15 protein-coding genes are annotated in these 18,836 nt (G+C 53.6%); 9 read left to right on the forward strand and 6 right to left on the reverse strand.

The window, feature by feature from the left end; all coding sequences use genetic code 11:
• Positions 1–2 precede the first annotated feature (2 nt).
• From BS639_RS09675 to BS639_RS09685, 3 genes are all read left to right on the forward strand, one after another.
• Entirely contained in the window at positions 3–413 is a 411-nt protein-coding gene (locus BS639_RS09675) for a copper-binding protein (RefSeq protein WP_173882083.1), read from the forward strand.
• A 193-nt stretch (positions 414–606) separates the two neighbouring features.
• Positions 607–1,236 (forward strand): YbhB/YbcL family Raf kinase inhibitor-like protein, encoded by a 630-nt coding sequence (locus tag BS639_RS09680; RefSeq protein WP_084982974.1) that lies wholly within the window; start codon positions 607–609, stop codon positions 1,234–1,236.
• 23 nt (positions 1,237–1,259) lie between these two features.
• Positions 1,260–2,132, forward strand: coding sequence for a helix-turn-helix transcriptional regulator (locus tag BS639_RS09685; protein WP_206601155.1), 873 nt, complete (start codon positions 1,260–1,262; stop codon positions 2,130–2,132).
• 19 nt (positions 2,133–2,151) lie between these two features.
• On the opposite strand, the gene BS639_RS09690 is transcribed toward BS639_RS09685, so the two are convergent.
• The gene (locus BS639_RS09690) at positions 2,152–2,703 is read right to left on the reverse strand and encodes a TetR/AcrR family transcriptional regulator (protein WP_084982975.1); all 552 of its coding nucleotides are present in this window, start codon (positions 2,701–2,703) and stop codon (positions 2,152–2,154) included.
• A 201-nt stretch (positions 2,704–2,904) separates the two neighbouring features.
• Between BS639_RS09690 and BS639_RS09695 the strand changes: the two genes are divergently transcribed.
• The gene (locus BS639_RS09695; RefSeq protein WP_084982976.1) at positions 2,905–3,477 is read left to right on the forward strand and encodes a sugar O-acetyltransferase; all 573 of its coding nucleotides are present in this window, start codon (positions 2,905–2,907) and stop codon (positions 3,475–3,477) included.
• A gap of 53 nt (positions 3,478–3,530) precedes the next feature.
• On the opposite strand, the gene BS639_RS09700 is transcribed toward BS639_RS09695, so the two are convergent.
• Together BS639_RS09700 and BS639_RS09705 are read right to left on the reverse strand one after the other, a co-directional pair.
• Positions 3,531–4,577 carry an LLM class flavin-dependent oxidoreductase gene (locus BS639_RS09700; RefSeq protein WP_084982977.1) on the reverse strand — a complete coding sequence of 349 codons (1,047 nt, stop codon included), beginning with the start codon at positions 4,575–4,577 and terminating at the stop codon, positions 3,531–3,533.
• Positions 4,578–4,661: 84 nt separating this feature from the next.
• The gene (locus tag BS639_RS09705; RefSeq protein WP_082457414.1) at positions 4,662–5,270 is read right to left on the reverse strand and encodes an FMN-dependent NADH-azoreductase; all 609 of its coding nucleotides are present in this window, start codon (positions 5,268–5,270) and stop codon (positions 4,662–4,664) included.
• A 149-nt stretch (positions 5,271–5,419) separates the two neighbouring features.
• Between BS639_RS09705 and BS639_RS09710 the strand changes: the two genes are divergently transcribed.
• Complete coding sequence (locus BS639_RS09710; protein WP_084982978.1) at positions 5,420–6,334, forward strand: LysR family transcriptional regulator; 915 nt, start codon at positions 5,420–5,422, stop codon at positions 6,332–6,334.
• Here BS639_RS09710 and BS639_RS09715 read toward each other — a convergent pair.
• From BS639_RS09715 to putA, 3 genes are all read right to left on the reverse strand, one after another.
• The gene (locus tag BS639_RS09715) at positions 6,324–6,533 is read right to left on the reverse strand and encodes a hypothetical protein (protein ID WP_055779974.1); all 210 of its coding nucleotides are present in this window, start codon (positions 6,531–6,533) and stop codon (positions 6,324–6,326) included. The genes BS639_RS09710 and BS639_RS09715 overlap by 11 nt on opposite strands.
• Positions 6,534–6,665: 132 nt before the next feature.
• The gene (gene katG / locus BS639_RS09720) at positions 6,666–8,834 is read right to left on the reverse strand and encodes a catalase/peroxidase HPI (RefSeq protein ID WP_173882084.1); all 2,169 of its coding nucleotides are present in this window, start codon (positions 8,832–8,834) and stop codon (positions 6,666–6,668) included.
• A gap of 351 nt (positions 8,835–9,185) precedes the next feature.
• Positions 9,186–13,157, reverse strand: a complete 3,972-nt coding sequence (gene putA, locus BS639_RS09725) for a trifunctional transcriptional regulator/proline dehydrogenase/L-glutamate gamma-semialdehyde dehydrogenase (RefSeq protein WP_084982980.1) — start codon at positions 13,155–13,157, stop codon at positions 9,186–9,188.
• Positions 13,158–13,600: 443 nt separating this feature from the next.
• On the opposite strand from putA, the gene putP reads away from it, so the two are divergent.
• From putP to efeB, 4 genes are all read left to right on the forward strand, one after another.
• Positions 13,601–15,085: a sodium/proline symporter PutP gene (gene putP / locus BS639_RS09730; protein ID WP_055779964.1), complete on the forward strand. Its 1,485-nt coding sequence runs from the start codon at positions 13,601–13,603 to the stop codon at positions 15,083–15,085.
• A gap of 279 nt (positions 15,086–15,364) precedes the next feature.
• The gene (gene efeU / locus BS639_RS09735; protein ID WP_055779961.1) at positions 15,365–16,213 is read left to right on the forward strand and encodes an iron uptake transporter permease EfeU; all 849 of its coding nucleotides are present in this window, start codon (positions 15,365–15,367) and stop codon (positions 16,211–16,213) included.
• A gap of 43 nt (positions 16,214–16,256) precedes the next feature.
• Positions 16,257–17,396 (forward strand): iron uptake system protein EfeO, encoded by a 1,140-nt coding sequence (gene efeO, locus BS639_RS09740; RefSeq protein WP_084982981.1) that lies wholly within the window; start codon positions 16,257–16,259, stop codon positions 17,394–17,396.
• 83 nt (positions 17,397–17,479) lie between these two features.
• Complete coding sequence (efeB, locus tag BS639_RS09745; RefSeq protein ID WP_055779955.1) at positions 17,480–18,790, forward strand: iron uptake transporter deferrochelatase/peroxidase subunit; 1,311 nt, start codon at positions 17,480–17,482, stop codon at positions 18,788–18,790.
• Positions 18,791–18,836 lie beyond the last annotated feature (46 nt).

Consider the following 18,836-nt stretch of genomic DNA (forward strand, 5'->3'; position numbering starts at 1 on the left):
CCATGAACATGAATAAAATGACTCTGCTTGCCGCTGCACTTTCTGCTGCACTCTCTGCTGCATTCTCTGCCGGTTTTAGCCTGTCAGCATTTGCGGATACCCACACCATGAATAACCCAAATTCGATGGCTGGCATGAATATGAACATGCCGATGACGACAATGTCGGAGAAAAAACCGTCATCCACGCAGGCATTAACTGACGCAACTGTTGTGAGCGTTGATAAAAATACCGGCATGATCACCTTGAAACACGGCGCACTGTCGAACATCCACATGCCCGCCATGACCATGGCTTACAAGGCCAAAAACGCCGAGATGCTGGACAGCGCGAAGGCGGGGGCCAAAGTGCAGGTACTCGTCGAGAGTGTAGACAACACCTTAACCATAACCACGCTGCAAGATCAGCAGTAGCAGGCACTGTTGCCAGGTGGGGGAAACTCCACCTGTTTTTCAACCGCTGTATGATGCAGCAAAAAGTCGAATTCATGCCCGATCAGTTCATCTTGACGGGTTTGGTGATGATTTTGATTGGCTGGGTGACTATGCCACTGCTGTCGTTTGGGTAACATGTTGATATCAAATACCCAATACAGTGAGAAATTAAATGCAATTAACGAGTCAAAGTTTTCGCGACGGTGAGCATATCCCAGGTGAATTCGCCTTTGCTGTCCCTAATGCGGCCAGCCATATCGCACTTTCTTCTAATACCAATCCGCACTTGACCTGGCACGATGCGCCTGCCGGAACGCAGTCATTTGTGCTGGTTTGCCATGACCCCGATGTTCCCAGCAAGGCTGATGATGTTAATCAGGAAGGAAAAGAGGTGCCTGCCTCTCTGCCGCGCATCACCTTCTACCACTGGCTGCTGCTGGACATTCCTGCAAATTTAAGCGAGATTGCCGCGGGTTCACATTCTAATAGCGTGACGCCACAGGGGAAAGCGGGTCCTGAAGCGAGCAACGGCCTGCGTCACGGAATCAATGATTACACCCTTTGGTTCGCGGGTGATGCGCAGATGACCGGTAATTATTTTGGTTATGATGGCCCCTGTCCGCCGTGGAACGATACAATAGTTCACCATTACACGTTTACCCTTTATGCTCTGGATACGCCTAAGCTAGATGTTCAAGGCAGTCTCACCGGGCCAAACGTTGTGCAGGCGTTAAAGGAAGCCAACGTGTTAGCACAGGCAAGCATTACCGGCCTGTATTCGCTGAATCCTGACGTGAAGTAAATTTGTTCAATATTGGGGGTAAAGTGAATCACACGATGCTATCGCTACCTGAAATGACGACAACCCCCGATAACAGCAGTGGCGGGATCAGCCCGCTGCCGTCTGGCGCACCGATTATGCTGCGAGGGTTGTGCGGCTTTGCACAGCCTTATCTGCGACGTACCCAGTACATTCCCAACTTCTTTTTTCAGGATGCTACGCTGCTGCTTATTGTCTCCGGGACGCTCGGTTTGAGTAACGCCACGGATGAGCTTATCGTCGATAACGATGATTCTCTGCTACTGGTAAAGCCGGGTACCTGGGCTAATTTACACAAGACGCCGACAGGGCCACAGCAGTGTTTCCGCTCTTATTATCTGACCTTTAGCAGCGAACTGCTGGAATATTTCCAGCGCGGTCGACCCCATGCTGAGCCGAAAAACCTTAATACCGTGCAACGAACACCGCTGGATACTGACCTTAAAACGACCTTGGAATGGGTTTGCAACAGTGTGTTATCAGCGGATATCAGTGAAGATCGCCTGCGTTTTCGCCTGCTTGACCTGCTTGCAGCTTTAGCCGAACGTGGCCTCGCATTTAACCAGTATCAGGCCCCTAGTACCGCAAGCCGAGTACGTTTAATGCTCAGTGAAAGCCCTGCGCATCCGTGGACAGCGCGGGAAGTGGGGCGCGCACTGGCGATGAGTGAAGCCACGCTGCGCCGACGTTTATCTGAGGAGCAGGTGCGTTTTGACGAGTTGCTGATTGAGGTGAGAATGCACCACGGTTTGATGCTGCTGCAAAGTACTCATTGGAGCATTATTCAGGTGGCAGAGGCCTGCGGTTATCTTTCTCGCGCTCGATTTACCGAGCGGTTTACTAAGCGTTTCGGGTATCTGCCTTCCTCGGTTAAATAATCCAACCGCCGGTTATAATTTACAGTTCGCTAAGCTGCACCACCATGCGATACACATCTTCCTGAGCCACCGGGATAACCGAGCGGTGCAGAATCATGCCTTCAATCAGCGCATCAAGCGCGACGGCCGCCAGCGGCGAAAAATGGCGTTCGAGCGAGGCGCGGCTCTGGTTCATCCAGTTTTTCATCACCTGCTTCATCACCGGCGTACGACAGGCATAGCTGTACAGTTCATAGCTCAGCTGATTAGTTTTATCGCCCGCGGTTACCTCACCGAAAATGATTTCCACAATCGCTTGACGCGCCTGCATTTTATCCTGCGCGCGGTTTAGCGTAGCGGCAAAGGCGGTAAATGCGTCGTGCGCCAGTGTGCTAAAGGCCTCAAGTAATAGCGCCTGCATACTGGGGAAATAATAGGTCACCGAGCCGAGTGGAATAGCGGCACACTGCGCAATTTTGCGATAAGTAGTGCCGTCAACGCCGTGCAGGGCAATAGTCTCAAGCGTGGCGCGTAAAATGATGGTTCTGCGCTGAGGGTCTTGCTGCCAGGTTTTACGCGGGGCGGTTGCCATAATAATCTCCTTAATCGGCAAGCAAGGTAACACAGCTGCCCTAAATTGTACAAACGTACGAATATAAGCTTGACATCAATTTGTACGAATGTACGATTTATTGGCGTGCAAAGGCACAACACGCTGTGATGGGCAGGGGATAAGCCTGCGTGCCATCAGTCGTGGATCAAAAACGCGTGAATAAGCAACCAAAGGCGATTTATGAATAAAGTGACCGGTGTGGAAGATGGCGTTTTATACGATGCTAACTATGATAGTGTGCTGATTGAAATGAGAAAAACTGCTAAAACAGTGTGCTATGACTACAACCATACGCGACCGGGTGATGACGAAGCCCGCAGCGCACTGCTTGCATCCCTATTAGGTCAGAGCAGTGAAAGCATCGTGATTGAGCCGCCCTTTTATTGTGACTACGGCAAAAATATCTTCGTGGGGAAAAACTTTTACGCCAACCATAATCTGGTGATTTTGGACGGTGCAACGGTCACTTTTGGCGATAACGTGTTTATTGCGCCCGGCGTGGGCATTCATACCGCAGGGCACCCCATTGACGCCGAACGGCGCAATAAAGGGCTAGAATTTGCGCTGCCGGTCACTGTCGGCAGCAATGTGTGGATTGGGGCGGCGGTGACTATTTTACCCGGTGTGACCATTGGCGATAACACCGTGATTGGCGCGGGCAGCGTGGTGACGCGAAATATTCCGGCAAACGTGGTGGCGGTGGGCAATCCTTGCCGCGTATTGCGGCCTATTACTCAACAAGATGGTGAATAATCCTCAGCATTACAGGCTCCAAGACTGAGTTGAGCGGCGAATAATCCTCAGCATTACAGGCTCCAGGACTGAGTTGAGCGGCGAATAATCGGGGCAACCTCATCGCCGAGCAGCTCAATTGACTGCTTCATTGCCGCGTGTTCGGTCGAGCTGGAGCTCATCTGCAACGTAATACGTGCCACGCCGCCGAGTGCTTCGCTGGCCGCGAGCATTTTTGCCGCCACCGTGGGCGCATCGCCGATTAAAAATGCGCCGTGCGGACCACACATCGCCTCGAACTGGGCGCGAGTTGCCGGTGATCGGCCACGTTCACGCCCAATTTCGGTAAACATGTATCGCCAGCCAGGATAGAAACTCTCCTTGGCTTCCTCAGTGGTGTTACCCACAAAACCCAGCGCGTGCACGCCGACCTTTAGCTTCTCGGGTGAGTGACCTGCCTGGCGTCCGGCTTCGCGGTAGAGGTCAACCAGCGGACGAAAACGGCTAAAATCACCGCCAATAATCGCCACCATCAGCGGCAAACCCAGCGTTCCCGCACGTGCAAAAGACTGCGGTGTGCCGCCTACGCCGAGCCACACAGGAAGTTGTTCCTGATAGGGACGGGGGTAAATTCCTTGCCCGCTCAGCGCGGGCCGATGTCGACCCGACCAATTGACGTGGGTGTTATCGCGTATTTGCAGCAATAATTGCAGCTTTTCGATGAACAGCGAGTCGTAATCCTCGAACTTAAAGCCAAACAACGGGTAAGCTTCACCAAACGAGCCGCGGCCAACCACGATTTCGACGCGGCCTTTGGCGAGAAGATCCAGGGTCGCGAACTCCTGAAATACCCGCACCGGATCGGCGGCGCTGAGCACCGTCACGGCGCTGGTTAATCGAATATTTTTAGTTCGCGCCGCCGCGGCCGCCAAAATGATAGCCGGGGCCGAATCCAGAAACTCGGGGCGATGATGCTCACCAATCCCGAACACGTCTAGCCCGACCCTGTCTGCGGTTTCAACTTCTTCGAGCAGGTTGTCAAGCCGCTCACTGGCGGAAAGCACCTCGCCCGTAGCGGGGTTGGGTAAACGTGCGACAAAACTGTCAATGCCGATTTCCATGGTGAATGCAGACCTCGTGTTATCTTTTTTGCGACCGCGACGGGCCAGTAGCGTGTTGCTTTATCTGTTAAGAAAGCGAATTTGTTAAGAAAGCGAAGCAATTAACGCTTGCGCATTGGCAATGGCGGTGGTCTTTGCTTCATCACCGCGGCTGAGGCCTTCAGCGCGAATAAAGGTGACATCGGTCAGGCCGATAAAACCGAGCACGCCCTTGAGGTAGGTTTCTTGGTGCTCGAGGAACGCCGCCGGGCTTTCTCCGGTATAAAAACCGCCGCGTGAAGACACCACGAAGACTTTTTTCCCTTTTGGCAGCAGGCCTTCTGGGCCGTTGGCACCGTACTGGAAGGTGCGGCCCGCCACACAAACGCGGTCAATCCAGGCTTTCAGCTGTGAAGGGATAGAAAAGTTGTACATCGGCGCACCGATAACAATGACGTCTGCGGCGAACAGGTCATCGATGTAAGCCCCGCCGAGCGCCAAGTCTTCACCCAACGCCGCCTCAGTCACTTCAGCACCCTGGAAGGCGGCAATGTGTTTGTCTGAAAGATGCAACGCCGGGTCACGCACCAGATCACGATACTGAACGTTTGCCTCAGGGTGCAGCGCCTGCTGGCGTGCCACGGTCTCGGCTGACAGTGCGCGGCTTACGGAATAATCACCAAGAATGCTGGAATCGATGTGAAGAATTGACATAAAGTGAACCCCTGATTGTTTAAATGTAATTGACGTGTTGAACACGAGCATTACTATCTCACTCTGCTTGCCACCTGAGTAGCCGTTATATTTCGATGCAATCCATCGGTCATGCCGATAGTTAACATTCCTCGTGTATAGGTCGCACCATGCTAGACGGTATTTCCCTCGATCAACTCCGCACCTTCGTCGCTGCCGTTGATGAAGGCAGTTTCTCGGCCGCCGCGCGTAAAATGTATCGCGCGCAGTCGGTGATTAGTGATCTGATTAAAGGGCTTGAGGGGCAGATGGGCGTGTTGCTGTTTGACCGTTCGGGGCGCTATCCCAAGCTGACACCGGCAGGTGTAGTACTGCTGGCCGATGCCCGCGGCATTATTGCCGGTATTGATTTTATGAAGGCGCGCGCACGAGGTATGTCCTCTGGGCTGGAAGCGGAACTCTCGGTGGTGGTTGACGTATTCTTTCCGCTTGAAGCTATCACGTCGGCGGCCAAGGCGTTTCGCGAACAGTTTCCCGGCACACCGCTGCGGCTGTTTGTTGAGGCGTTGGGCGGAGGATATCAACAAATTCTGAACGGTAACGCCAGTGTCGGCATTTTGGGCCCGTTACCGTCTGTGCCTGCTTCACTCACCGCAGAGCGGTTGACCGACGTGCAGTTGGTGATGGTCGCTTCACCGGAACATCCGCTGGCGCAGTTGACAGGCACTGTGCCGAAGTCTGAGCTTTCGAAACACGTGCAACTGGTGCTTACCGACCGCTCAGAACTGTCGGCGGGTCAGGAATTTGGGGTGATTTCACCTTCTACCTGGCGACTCGGCGATCTGTTTGCCAAACATGCTTTTTTGCTGGACGGATTAGGGTGGGGCAGCATGCCATCGCGGGTGGTTCAGCGGGATATTCGTGAAGGACGACTGGTAAAATTATTGATTGAGGATGTGCCGACGGGAGGGCTTAATTTGCCGATGTTTGGCGTTTATTCAACTTCATCGCCTCCGGGGCCGGCGAGTCGTTGGCTCATTGAGCGTCTTAAGAATCTCTGTCCGGGCAAGCATTTTACGATTTGAAGAAATGCTGAAACTGCTCTTCGTGAAAACCCGTGATGGTGGCAATGGCCTGACAAGAAAGGCCCAGCTTGTAAAGGCTGATGACTTGTGAATGTTCTTTGGTGTTTGAACAAATCACTCTCAGGGGGGCGAGGCTACCCCGTGAGGCATTACCCAACATGTCAGACTGCTGGCGGGTCGCTAATTTCTCTTTCAGCACGATCGTTTACCCCTTTATCAGGCACGGCCCAGAAAATGTAACGTCTTGAATTTGAATTCTTCTCTGCGAACGACACATAACGCTCAATGAATGAACGGGGAAAGAGTGTGCCCCTTTCCCCGCCAAAGACCGTTAAATGTCGAATCTGTCCAGATTCATCACTCGAGTCCATGCTGCCACAAAGTCTTTAACAAATTTCTCTTTGGCATCGCCGCTGGCATAAACCTCTGCCGCCGAACGCAAAATGGCATTCGATCCAAACACGAGGTCTGCGCGGGTTGCGGTGAATTTAACTTCTCCGCTTAAACGATCGCGTCCTTCAAACAGCTCTTGAGAGCCGTCAACCGCTTTCCATTGATTGCGCATATCCAGCAGGTTCACAAAGAAATCAGTGTTAAGTTCACCCACTTTGTCAGAGAAAACGCCGCGCTGAGTGCTGTCGTAATTTGCACCGAGTGCGCGCAGCCCGCCAACCAACACGGTCAACTCCGGCACGGTAAGCGTCAACTGCTGCGCCTTGTCAATCAGCAGGCTTTCGGTTGGCGTTTTGCCGTGAACGCCGCGATAGTTGCGGAACCCGTCGGCTTTGGGTTTGAGCAGGTCAAAGGATTCAACGTCCGTCTGACTCTGACTTGCATCTACACGACCCGGCGTGAAAGGCACCTCAATGTCAACGTTTACCGCTTTAGCTGCCTGCTCCACACCCACCACACCGGCAAGAACAATAACGTCGGCCAACGAGGCTTTCTGCAACTCTTTCTGAATAGATTCCAGCGTTGGCAAAACGCGAGAGGCTGTGGCGTTAACTTCCCATTCTCTTTGCGGCAACAGCGCCAGACGCGCACCGTTTGCGCCACCGCGTTTATCGCCACCGCGGAAGGTCGAGGCCGAGGCCCAAGCGACCGAGGTCAGTTCACTGACGGAGAGGCCAGAAGCGGCAATTTTTTCTTTAATCAGCGCGATATCGCTGGCCGTTGGATGATAAACCGGCTGTGGCAGAGGGTCTTGCCAAATCAGATCTTCTTTTGGCACTTCGGGTCCGATGTAACGCGCCTTCGGCCCCATATCTCTATGCGTTAATTTGTACCAGGCGCGGGCAAAGGATTCATTAAATGCCTGAGGATCGTTGAGGAAACGACGCGAAATTTTTTCGAATTCAGGGTCGAAACGCAGCGTAAGGTCAGTCACCAGCATCGTTGGCTTGTGTTTTTTGGCTGAGTCGAAGGCATCGGGAATAATATCCGGCGCATCGACCGCTTCAAACTGTATCGCTCCGGCAGGGCTGCGCGTTTGAACCCACTCATATTTGAAGAGGTTCTCGAAGAAGTAGTTGCTCCACTGCGTTGGCGTCTGCGACCAGATAACTTCCAGACCTGAGGTAATGGAGTCAGAACCGACGCCACTGCCGTAGGTGCTGGCCCAGCCAAGGCCCTGCGCTTCAATGGGTGCAGCTTCAGGATCGTCGCCAACGTGGGTAGCTTCGCCTGCGCCGTGGGTTTTGCCCAACGTATGGCCGCCGGCAATCAGCGCGACGATCTCTTCATCGTTCATGCCCATATTGCCGAAGGTGGCACGAATGGCCGGCGCTGCCGAGGCGGGGTCACCGCTGTGGTTTGGGCCTTCAGGGTTAACGTAAATCAGCCCCATTTCGGTTGCGCCTAATGGCGACTGAGCCAGCGATTCTGGGTGACGATGTTCAAGCCACTCTGTTTCGTCACCCCAGTTGATGTCGAGATCCGGCTCCCAAACGTCTTGGCGTCCTGCGCCAAAACCGAAGGTGCGGAAGCCGGAGTTTTCCAGAGCCACGTTACCGGCAAGGATATACAGGTCGGCCCAGGAAATTTTTTGACCATATTTTTGCTTCACCGGCCACAGTAAACGGCGCGCTTTATCGAGGCTGACGTTGTCTGGCCAAGAGTTCAATGGCGCAAAGCGTTGCTGACCGCGACCCGAACCGCCGCGCCCGTCGACTGAGCGATAGGTGCCGGCGCTGTGCCATGCCATACGAATGAAAAGGCCAATGTAGCTACCCCAGTCAGCGGGCCACCAAGGTTGTGATTCAGTTAGCAGCGCCTTCAAATCACCTTTGAGGGCGTAGTAATCTAATTTTGCGAACTCGTCACGATAGTTAAAATCTTCGCCTAGCGGGTTTGAGCGGTTTGAATGTTGGTTCAGCAGGTCAACTCTTAACTGATTGGGCCACCAGTCTCGATTATTTGTCCCGCCGCCTGCAGTTTCATTAGGGTTGTTTTGATGAAAAGGACATTTACCGGCTGGTGCTTCTCGGTCTGCTTCAACGATAGGTTTTGCAGCTTTTTCTGTTTCATTTGAATTGCTCACAGGAATACCCCTTTATTTGATTTCCGTATCTACGATATACACGGCCATTGATAAGTCATACCTGTATTACTCTATGGATTTGATAGCCTTTGCCCTTGGTAATTGGCTATACATAAATGAAATTTATAGATTGTGGGGGAGGGCTAAAGGCAAAAATAATAATAGCCAAAGATTGGTAGGGTTTCTGAGAGATTGATCCGCTGTTCCTTTTTATAAAAGAGACCGCGTGGGAGAACGGATGCCGTATAAGCAAAAAAAAGGGTTCTATCCCGAAAGAGAGAACCCGACGTATTTCGTTATTTTTCTAACGCATCAACCGATGGTCATTAAACTCGCATTGCCGCCCGCGGCCGCAGTGTTAACACTCAGTGAACGCTCGACGAGCAGGCGTTCAAGCAGAATGTTGGTTTCTCCACGTGCGAATCCTTGCACCGAAACAATCGCACCGGAACGTTTCGCCAAGGTCTGACACAGGTCACGCAGCTGGTCTGCGTCACCGTGATAAATCACTGCGTCAAACTCAAGGTTGGCGTTCTCCCAGTCGGCGGCGAAGTCGATACGCGCCTGAATGACTTTAGGCAAACGCTGGAACAACTCTCGCTGCACGCTGGATTCAGGCCACAGCACGCGACAGCCGGTTGAGGTTGCCGCCGCAAGCTGAATCAACGCATCGTGGGTGTTGTCGGCCAAGGCCAGTACGCGTTCGCGCGGCAGCAGGGCGTAGGTATTGCGTTCTCCCGTTGGCCCCGGCAGCGTACGCAGGGTTCCACCCTGGCTCCATTGTGCAAAATCGCCGCACAGAGCAGTAATCGCAGGCGCGTCTTTCGCTGCCCATTCACTCAAAGCCTGATGCGGTTCCAGCAGCGCAGAACGTACGCTGGCATCAAGCGGCATGGGGTTCGTCTCCCGATTGAGCAGACTGTTAATGGCCTGTTCAGGACGGCTTGCCAGCAGGCGATAAAGATACAGCGGACCGCCGGCTTTAGGACCCGTGCCCGACAGGCCTTCGCCCCCAAACGGTTGCACGCCAACCACGGCACCCACCATATTACGGTTAACGTAGAGGTTACCGACTTTGGCACGCGAGGTGACACGCTGAATGGTCTCGTCAATGCGCGTATGAATGCCAAGCGTCAGGCCATAACCGGCATGATTAATCTGATCTACCAGCGCATCAAGATTTTGACGGGTGTAGCGCACCACGTGCAGCACCGGTCCAAAAATCTCTTTCTTCATCTCGTCAAAGCCGTTTAGCTCAATCAGCGTTGGCTTGATAAAGGTGCCGCGCGACCACTCTTTGCTGTCGTCGGCATTATTTTGCGCCGCCTGATACACCTTACGGCCTTTGGCACGCAGGGCTTCGATGTGCTTCTCGATGTTAGCTTTGGCTTCGGCGTCAATCACTGGACCAATGTCAGTTGAGAGGCGCTCAGGATTACCCATGCGGCACTCAGCCATCGCGCCACGCAGCATTTGCAGGGTATGTTCTGCCACGTCTTCCTGAATACACAGCACACGTAGGGCAGAACAACGCTGACCGGCGCTGTCGAAGGCCGAGGCAACCACGTCGGTCACCACCTGTTCGGTGAGTGCAGAAGAGTCAACAATCATGGCATTTAAACCCCCAGTTTCGGCAATCAGCGGCGTTGGGCGACCCTGAGCGTCGAGGCGTCCTGCTATGTTGCGCTGCAGAATTCCAGCCACGTCGGTGGAACCGGTAAACAGCACGCCGTGAACGCGCTCGTCATTCACCAACCGCGCACCCACTGTTTCGCCCCGTCCGGGCAGCAGTTGCAGCACGCCCGCAGGCACACCGGCTTCAATCATAATACGCACTGCACTGGCGGCAACCAGCGGTGTTTGCTCCGCAGGTTTTGCCAGCACGCTGTTGCCTGCGGCCAGCGCGGCTGCAATTTGTCCGGTAAATATAGCCAGTGGGAAGTTCCACGGACTGATACACACCACCGGCCCCAGTGGACGATGGCTGTCATTGCTGAATGCCTCTTCGATTTGCTCTGCATAATAGTGTAGGAAATCAACCGCTTCACGCACTTCGGCAATGGCGTTATTAAAGGTCTTTCCGGCTTCACGCACCAACACGCCGAGCAGATTCTGCATCTGCGACTCCATCAACTCACCGGCGCGGTGCAAAATAGCGGCGCGCTCCTGCGGCGGTGTGGCAAACCAGATAGCGCCCGCATGAGTGGCGCAGTCCAGGGCGAGGCTGATTTCTGCCTCGGTGGTTTCGCGCACCTGACCGACAATATCCGTCGGCTCGGCGGGGTTAATCACGTTTTCAAAGCCTGCGCTCACCGGCTCACCGTCGGCCAGCACAGCGCCAAGAATAGGCTCAGCCCGCAGCGGATGTGCCGCACTGGTCAATAGGGCGCTGGAAAGTGACGCCAAACGGTGTTCGTTTGACATGTCAAGACCGGCAGAGTTGACGCGATTTGCGCCGTATAAATTGCGCGGCAGAGCGATGCGCGGATGCGGCAACCCGATCTGCCCCTCTTCGGCAGCCAGTTGTTCAACGGCTTTAACCGGATCGGCGACCAGTTCGTCCAGCGGCAAAGTAGCGTCGGCAATGCGGTTGACGAACGACGTATTGGCCCCGTTTTCAAGCAGGCGGCGTACCAGATAGGCTAACAGTGTTTCGTGCGTCCCGACCGGCGCATAGATGCGGCAAGGGCGGTTCAATTTACCGTCGGAAATTTTACCCACTACCTGCTCATAAAGCGGCTCACCCATACCGTGCAGGCACTGGAACTCATACTGCCCCGGATAGTAGTTGTTGCCCGCCAGCTGATAAATTGCTGCCAGCGTGTGCGCATTGTGGGTCGCAAACTGTGGATAAATCAGGTTTGGCACCGCCAGTAACTTGCGCGCGCAGGCCAGATAAGAGACGTCGGTATACACCTTGCGGGTATAGACCGGATAGTCTTCTAGGCCATCAACCTGAGCGCGTTTGATTTCGCTGTCCCAATAGGCACCTTTTACCAGACGGATCATCAAACGACGACGGCTGCGCTGCGCCAGCTCGGTCAAATAGTCAATAACCATCGGACAGCGCTTTTGATAGGCCTGAATAACAAATCCGATGCCGTTCCAACCTGCCAACTCTGGCTCAAAGCACAGTTTTTCCAACAAATCGAGGGAGATCTCCAGACGGTCGGCTTCTTCGGCATCAATATTAATGCCGACGTCATACTGGCGTGCCTGTAAAGTCAGAGACAGCAGGCGGGGATAAAGCTCTTCCATCACGCGCTCGTACTGCGCGCGGCTGTAGCGTGGATGCAGCGCTGACAGTTTAATTGAGATGCCCGGACCTTCATAAATCCCGCGACCGTTAGACGCTTTGCCTATGGCGTGAATCGCCTGTTGATAAGACACGAGGTAAGCCTGGGCATCTTTTTCAGTCAGCGCCGCTTCCCCGAGCATGTCATAGGAGTAGCGGAATCCTTTGTCTTCGTGCTTGCGGGCATTGGCCAGTGCCTGCGCGATGGTTTCGCCGGTAACAAACTGTTCGCCCATCAGGCGCATTGCCATGTCCACGCCTTTGCGGATCAGCGGTTCGCCGCCTTTGCCAATAATGCGGCTCAGCGAGTTTGAAAGTTTGGCTTCGTTATGGGTCGCGACCAGTCGGCCGGTAAACAGCAGACCCCAAGTGGCGGCGTTGACGAACAAAGAAGGGCTGCGGCCAAGGTGTGACTGCCAGTTGCCGTTGCTGATTTTGTCGCGGATCAGCGCATCGCGCGTTGGCTTGTCGGGAATACGCAACAGCGCTTCGGCTAGGCACATCAGTGCCACGCCTTCGAGGGAAGAGAGCGAAAACTCCTGTAGCAGACTTTGCACCATACCGGCGCGGCCGTTTGCACTTTTTTGGTGCCGAAGCGCATTGGCGAGGTCATAGGCCAGTTTATGTGCGGCGGTGTCGGCAGGCGGGGACAAACGCGCCTGTTCGAGTAGCATGGCAACAGATTCCGGCTCAGGGCGGCGATAGGCGGCAGTAATAGCAGAACGGGTCACCGACTGGGGATGAACCTGCTCGGCGAAGTCGAGGAATGGCTGGTGCTCAATTACCACTGGCACGGCGGCGTCTTCGTTATCGGCAGCGTGGGTGCCCGTTATATCGGGCAGGCCAACGCCCGATTCAAGCTGTTCAAGATACGAGTAGATGGCTTGTTTGATAAGCCAGTGGGGCGTGCGGTCGATGCCCTGCGCGGCGATTTTTATTCTGTCACGCGTGGCTTCATCAAGCTTCACGCCCATAGTCGTCGTTGCCATTCCCAATAACTCCGTTGTCAGTAATACCTGTTATTTTCGCTACTATCTGTGATGTTGCAACTTTGTGCAACCTGGATAAATGCAGGAACTATGCCGAAGGTGAAATTAGTGATCAAATTAACAAAAAAATAACGGCATGATTGTTGCTTAACCTGTTTGTGGGGTTGTACTAAGTGCAACTTGCTGAGGTTGGGCAAGTGAAAAAGATGCAACTCCGTGTCACAACTTTGCAGTTTTAAGGTTGGCACATTGTTCAATGAGCGTTAAAAGTCTTGGCCTGTAGAACGTGCTCCACTAGTATCCTCGGGCTGAAAAATTTTGTAGCACGTTAGAAAGGACGAGGGTGACTGCGCATTTCGCGTCAATCTCTTAGAGATGCGGACAGGGTAATTCTGCGTTTCGGGGTGGAACTGATAATTAAAGAAAATACATGGAGAACTTGCATGACAATGAACACACCAATGCTGGTGACATTTTGTGTCTATATATTTGGTATGATTTTAATTGGGCTCATCGCCTACTTACGCACCAAAAACTTTGACGACTACATCCTCGGCGGTCGCAGCCTCGGTAGCTTTGTTACCGCGCTCTCTGCCGGTGCTTCCGATATGAGCGGTTGGCTGCTCATGGGTTTACCAGGGGCGATTTTTGTTTCGGGGATTTCAGAAAGCTGGATTGCCATCGGGTTGACTCTCGGAGCCTATCTTAACTGGAAGCTGGTCGCCGGACGCCTGCGTGTGCACACCGAGGCCAACAATAACGCCTTAACGTTGCCGGACTATTTTACTCATCGTTTCGAAGATTCCAGCAAACTGCTGCGCATTATCTCTGCCGTAGTTATTTTGATTTTCTTCACGATTTATTGTGCATCTGGCGTAGTAGCCGGTGCCCGTCTGTTTGAAAGCACCTTCGGTATGACCTATGAAACCGCGCTGTGGGCCGGTGCGGCGGCGACCATTATCTATACCTTTATCGGCGGATTCCTGGCCATTAGCTGGACCGACACCGTGCAGGCCACGCTGATGATCTTCGCGCTGATCCTCACGCCGGTTATCGTTATTCTGGCGGTGGGCGGTATCGATACTTCAATGCTGGTCATCAGTGCTAAAAACCCCGAATACACCGACATGTTTAAAGGCATGAATCTGGTTGCGATTTTATCGCTGCTGGGCTGGGGGCTTGGCTATTTCGGTCAACCGCATATTTTGGCGCGCTTCATGGCCGCAGACTCGCACCATACTATTAAAAATGCACGTCGCATCAGCATGACCTGGATGATCTTGTGTCTGGCGGGGACCATCGCGGTGGGCTTCTTCGGTATTGCCTATTTCGCCAATAATCCGGGCGATGCCGGTAACGTGACCCAAAATGGTGAACGCGTATTTATCGAATTGGCGAAAATCCTGTTCAATCCGTGGATAGCGGGTGTGTTGCTTTCTGCCATCCTCGCCGCGGTGATGAGCACCTTGAGCTGCCAGCTGCTGGTGTGTTCAAGCGCGATAACAGAAGACTTATACAAAGCATTCCTGCGTAAAGGCGCCAGCCAGAAGGAGCTGGTGTGGGTCGGTCGTTTAATGGTGCTGGTGGTGGCCGTGGTAGCCATCGCGCTGGCGGCCAACCCTGAAAATAAAGTGCTGGGTCTGGTGAGCTATGCGTGGGCTGGTTTTGGCGCCGCCTTTGGTCCGGTTATCTTGATTTCCGTGATGTGGTCGCGTATGACCCGCAACGGCGCGCTGGCCGGGATGATAGTCGGGGCAGTGACCGTTCTGGTATGGAAAAACTACGGCTGGCTGGACCTGTATGAAATTATCCCCGGCTTCGCTTTCGCCTGCATTGCCATCGTAGTCGTTAGTCTGATGGGGCGTAAACCGTCCGCCGCGGTTGAAAAACGTTTTAATGCCGCAGAAGCGGAGTACCGCACCGTTTAATTGATTAATATTATAATTTATTGATAGTTCGGCATTAAACCCTTTTCTTCGGCTCAGCGGCGGGGGAAGAGGGTTTTTTAATTTCTCACTAACCTTAATTTAACCTTAAGAAATCACACAATCCCTAATAACTATTTTCGAAAATCCTACAGTCTCCGCTTGTATTTATTTTCAATGGAATGATAATCACAATCGTTTTCATTTTTACCCTTCTTTACAGTTGTACGCAGGTTGAAATATCGACTTTGTGCTTTAAAACCCGTATTCGGAGTCACCGCTATGTTTGTTCCCTTTTTAATTATGTTCCGCGAAGGGCTGGAAGCCGCCTTGATAGTCAGCCTGATTGCCAGCTATCTAAAAAGGACTCAGCGCGGGCAGTGGCTCGGCATTGTCTGGATTGGCGTGATTATTGCCGCCGCCCTGTGTCTTGGACTGGGTATCGTTATCAATGAAACCACCGGCGAGTTCCCGCAAAAAGAGCAGGAGCTGTTTGAAGGACTGGTGGCGCTGGTGGCGGTATTTATCCTGACCTACATGGTGTTCTGGATGCGTAAAGTCTCGCGGTCAATCAAGGTGCATCTTGAAGGGGCCATCGACAACGCACTCAGCTCCGGCAGGGGGCAAGGCTGGGCGCTGGTCGCGATGGTGTTTTTCGCCGTAGCGCGTGAGGGGCTTGAGTCGGTGTTCTTCCTGTTGGCCGCTTTTCAGCAGGACGTTGGCATCGAGGCACCGATTGGTGCAGTGCTGGGGCTCGTCGCGGCGATTATTCTCGGCTTTGCCATCTACTACGGCGGCGTGAAACTTCAGCTGGCCAAATTCTTTAAGTGGACCAGCCTGTTCATTCTGTTCGTGGCGGCCGGTCTGGCGGCAGGGGCCATTCGCGCCTTCCATGAGGCGGGTCTGTGGAACGGGCTGCAAACAACGGCGTTCGACCTGAGTAACGTGCTGTCAACGGATTCACTGTTCGGCACGCTGCTCGAAGGCCTGTTGGGCTACCAGCAGGCGCCATCGGTAAGCGAAGTGCTGGTCTATTTCCTGTATCTGATCCCGGCACTGCTGTTCTTCTTCTTTCCGAGTAAACAGCAGGGGAGTTCTGCCTCTGCGGTTGGCCAAAAAACACAGCGTTGAGTTAACAGCGCACAGTTAACATCACTACCTCTGGGAGTTTTTTATGTCTGATTCACGTACCGCCTTTCGCCGTAAGGCGTTGCAGATTGCGCTTTTGTCTCTGCCTGCATTTTCTTTCAGCGCCAGCCTGTTTGCCGCTGAGGTTCCGCAGGTGAAAATTACAGTGACCGATAAACAGTGTGAGCCGATGCAGTTGACCGTTCCTGCCGGAAAAACGCAGTTTATTATTCACAACGCCAGTAAAAAAGGACTCGAATGGGAGATCCTTAAAGGCGTGATGGTGATAGAAGAACGTGAAAACGTCGCGCCTGGCTTTACTCAGAAGATGACTGCCAACCTTGAAGCTGGCGAATACGACATGACCTGCGGCCTGTTGAGCAATCCGAAAGGTAAGCTGACAGTGACTGCCGTGGGTGAGGCTGCCTCGGTCAAGCCGGACGCCATGGCGCTGGTAGGGCCTATTGCCGAATATAAAGTCTACGTCACGCAACAGGTTGCCGAGCTGGTGAGCCACACCAAGGCCTTCACCGACGCCATCAAGCAGGGTGATTTGACATTGGCCCAGCAACTTTATCCGTCGACGCGCGTTTACTATGAGCGTATTGAACCTATTGCCGAACTGTTCTCAGACCTGGACGGCAGCATCGATGCCCGTGAAGATGACTTCGAGAAAAAGGCCGATGATCCTAAATTTACCGGTTTCCACCGCCTAGAGAAAATTCTCTTCGCCGATAAAACCACGAAAGGCACTACGGAGCTGGCTGACCGACTGTATGCCGACACCCAGGACCTGCAAAAGCGTATCACTGACCTGACTTTCCCGCCGAGCAAAGTGGTGGGCGGCGCGGCCGGTCTGATTGAAGAAGTGGCGTCAAGTAAAATCAGCGGTGAAGAAGACCGCTACAGCCGCACCGACCTGTGGGACTTCCGCGCCAACCTCGACGGTGCACAAAAAATCGTTAATCTGCTGCGCCCGCTGCTGGTAAAAGCCGACAAGCCGCTGCTGGATAAAATTGACGTCAATTTTAAAACTGTCGATACCCTGCTGGATAAATACCGCACCAAAGAGGGCTATGAAAACTATGAAAAACTGTCAGATGCCGACCGTAATGCAATGAAAGGCCCGATCACTACCTTGGCCGAGGACTTGGCCAAACTGCGTGGCGTGCTGGGTCTCGATTAATCCCCGCGTTCAGCAAGGCAATAAATGGACTGGAATAATCAGTCACACCCGGTGCATTGCACCGGGTGAGTAGAGGCAAAGCAATGAGCAACTCTAAAAGTAATAACGAAGCCCAAAATAGGGCGCAGAATGTTTCTTCTTCACGCCGCCGCTTGCTCAAAGGCGCAGGATTGCTCGGCGGTGCTATGGCCTTCGGCGGCACAGCAACCCACGCTGCGCAGGCACCGGGTGCAAAACAGGGCTATGAGCCAGGTACTGTGTCACCTGATGAACGCCACAGCATGCAACCTTTTCACGGCGAACATCAGGCCGGTATCCTCACGCCGCAGCAGGCATCGATGTCACTGGTGTCCTTTGACGTGCTGGCCGCTAACAAGGCCGATCTCGAGCGCCTTTTTCGCCTGCTCACGGCGCGCTTTCAGTTTTTGACCACCGGGGGTAAGGCGCCCAGCGTTGACCCTAAATTTCCACCGATGGACTCGGGTATTATGGGGCCGGATATCTACCCCGACAACATGACTCTTACGCTTTCAGTGGGGGATTCGTTGTTTGACGAACGCTTCGGTTTAGCCGCGCATAAGCCTAAAAGTTTGCAGCGCATGCAGCGCTTCCCGAATGACTCGCTCGACGCCAAGCTGTGCCACGGTGATTTGCTGTTGCAAATTTGTGCCAACAATGCCGATACCGTGCTGCACGCGCTGCGCGATATCATTAAACACACTCCGGACCTGCTCAGTGTGCGCTGGCGTCGCGACGGTTTTATCTCGTCGCACGCCGCGCGCAGTCAGGGCAAAGAGACGCCGATTAATCTGCTGGGATTCAAGGACGGCACCGCGAATCCAGACACCCAAGATTCGGGGCTGATGAACAAGGCTATCTGGGTGACGCCGGACCAGGGGGAACCCGCGTGGGCGGTCGGCGGCAGCTATCAGGCGGCGCGAATTATTCCCTTCCGCGTTGAGTTTTGGGACCGTACGCCATTGCAGGAGCAGCAGACTATTTTTGGCCGGCACAAGGCTTCAGGTGCGCCGCTCGGCATGGAAAATGAGCACGACGTGCCGGACTACAGTAAAGATCCCGAGGGGAAAGTGATCCCGTTAGATGCCCACATTCGCCTGGCGAATCCGCGTACCAAAGAGACGGACGACAACCTGATGTTGCGCCGAGGTTACAGCTATTCACTGGGCGTGACGAACTCGGGCCAACTGGAGATGGGGCTGCTGTTTATTTGCTATCAGCATGACCTGGAAAAAGGTTTTTTGAATGTGCAGAAAAGGTTAAACGGCGAGCCGTTGGAGGAGTATATCCGTCCGGTTGGCGGTGGATTCTTCTTTACGCTGCCTGGCATTAAAGATGAAAGCCGCTATCTGGGGCAGAGTCTGCTTGAAGCCTAATCTGCATGACTCTTTTTAGGGTAAATAGTACGCCATAACAAAGCCC

The organism is Rouxiella silvae (genome assembly GCF_002093625.1).
Taxonomy (GTDB): Bacteria; Pseudomonadota; Gammaproteobacteria; order Enterobacterales; family Enterobacteriaceae; genus Rouxiella; species Rouxiella silvae.

What these genes read in the sequence shown, in the direction of transcription:
- BS639_RS09675 (WP_173882083.1), top strand. Translation starts at nt 3, where the DNA reads ATGAACATGAATAAAATGACTCTGCTTGCCGCTGCACTTTCTGCTGCA.
- BS639_RS09680 (WP_084982974.1), top strand. Translation starts at nt 607, where the DNA reads ATGCAATTAACGAGTCAAAGTTTTCGCGACGGTGAGCATATCCCAGGT.
- BS639_RS09690 (WP_084982975.1), bottom strand. Translation starts at nt 2,703, where the DNA reads ATGGCAACCGCCCCGCGTAAAACCTGGCAGCAAGACCCTCAGCGCAGA.
- BS639_RS09695 (WP_084982976.1), top strand. Translation starts at nt 2,905, where the DNA reads ATGAATAAAGTGACCGGTGTGGAAGATGGCGTTTTATACGATGCTAAC.
- BS639_RS09700 (WP_084982977.1), bottom strand. Translation starts at nt 4,577, where the DNA reads ATGGAAATCGGCATTGACAGTTTTGTCGCACGTTTACCCAACCCCGCT.
- BS639_RS09705 (WP_082457414.1), bottom strand. Translation starts at nt 5,270, where the DNA reads ATGTCAATTCTTCACATCGATTCCAGCATTCTTGGTGATTATTCCGTA.
- BS639_RS09710 (WP_084982978.1), top strand. Translation starts at nt 5,420, where the DNA reads ATGCTAGACGGTATTTCCCTCGATCAACTCCGCACCTTCGTCGCTGCC.
- putA (WP_084982980.1), bottom strand. Translation starts at nt 13,157, where the DNA reads ATGGCAACGACGACTATGGGCGTGAAGCTTGATGAAGCCACGCGTGAC.
- putP (WP_055779964.1), top strand. Translation starts at nt 13,601, where the DNA reads ATGACAATGAACACACCAATGCTGGTGACATTTTGTGTCTATATATTT.
- efeU (WP_055779961.1), top strand. Translation starts at nt 15,365, where the DNA reads ATGTTTGTTCCCTTTTTAATTATGTTCCGCGAAGGGCTGGAAGCCGCC.
- efeO (WP_084982981.1), top strand. Translation starts at nt 16,257, where the DNA reads ATGTCTGATTCACGTACCGCCTTTCGCCGTAAGGCGTTGCAGATTGCG.
- efeB (WP_055779955.1), top strand. Translation starts at nt 17,480, where the DNA reads ATGAGCAACTCTAAAAGTAATAACGAAGCCCAAAATAGGGCGCAGAAT.